Origin of the sequence: Curtobacterium sp. MCBA15_001, from assembly GCF_001864835.1 — a bacterium.
Classification (GTDB): Bacteria; Actinomycetota; Actinomycetes; order Actinomycetales; family Microbacteriaceae; genus Curtobacterium.
Genome location: NZ_MJGI01000006.1, coordinates 92,207 through 92,436 on the forward strand (window position 1 = coordinate 92,207; position 230 = coordinate 92,436).

The window sequence follows — 230 nt, forward strand, 5'->3', positions numbered from 1 at the left end:
GGGGGGGGGGGGGGGGCGGCTACGGGCCGGTGGCCAGGCGCGTCGCGGCCTGCAGCAGCGCGACCGTGACGGGGTGGGTCGGGCGTGCGAAGACCTCGGGGGCGGGGCCGTGCTCCACCGCGCGACCCGCGTCCATCACGAGCACGTCGTCGGCGATGCGGCGGACGGCCCGCAGGTCGTGGGACACGAACACCATGGCGACGCCGGTCTCGTCGCGCAGGCGTTCGAGC

At 77.8% G+C, this 230-nt stretch carries 1 pseudogene; it reads right to left on the reverse strand.

What is annotated here, in order from left to right:
• Positions 1–19 precede the first annotated feature (19 nt).
• Positions 20–230 (reverse strand): annotated as a pseudogene (locus BIU90_RS18570) (ABC transporter ATP-binding protein); the annotation flags it as partial.